This is a genomic window from Oleiphilus sp. HI0132 (assembly GCF_001635845.1).
In genome coordinates this window covers 1-339 of record NZ_LWGJ01001432.1, presented here as the reverse complement: position 1 = coordinate 339, position 339 = coordinate 1, and the positions used below count along the sequence as shown (strand labels likewise).

The following is a 339-nucleotide window of genomic DNA, read 5'->3' as shown; positions in this document are numbered from 1 at the left end:
TTTACGAGCGAGGTGTGGGTGAAACCTTGGCCTGTGGTACCGGTGCGTGTGCGGCTGTTGCCGCTGGAATAAGCCGAGGTGTGCTGGAATCGCCAGTTGAGGTTCGCTTGCCTGGCGGTAATCTAAAAATTGAGTGGCAGGGCGTCGGCTCACCGTTAATGATGGAAGGCCCCGCTATGACTGTTTTCGAAGGAAAAATTCGAATTTAGCGCTACACTTAGTTAGCGATAGGCGTTTAGTGAGGCTTGAACTAGATTCGTGATCTCTTAGCCCACATCGTAATACTGATAGATTTCAGATAAATAAATATAAGTTTTGAATGGACTCCCCCAGACATAG

Annotated in this window: 1 pseudogene; it reads left to right on the top strand. The window is 48.1% G+C overall.

Annotated elements, in window-relative coordinates:
• Nucleotides 1–209: pseudogene (locus A3766_RS21875) on the top strand (diaminopimelate epimerase); the annotation flags it as partial.
• Nucleotides 210–339 lie beyond the last annotated feature (130 nt).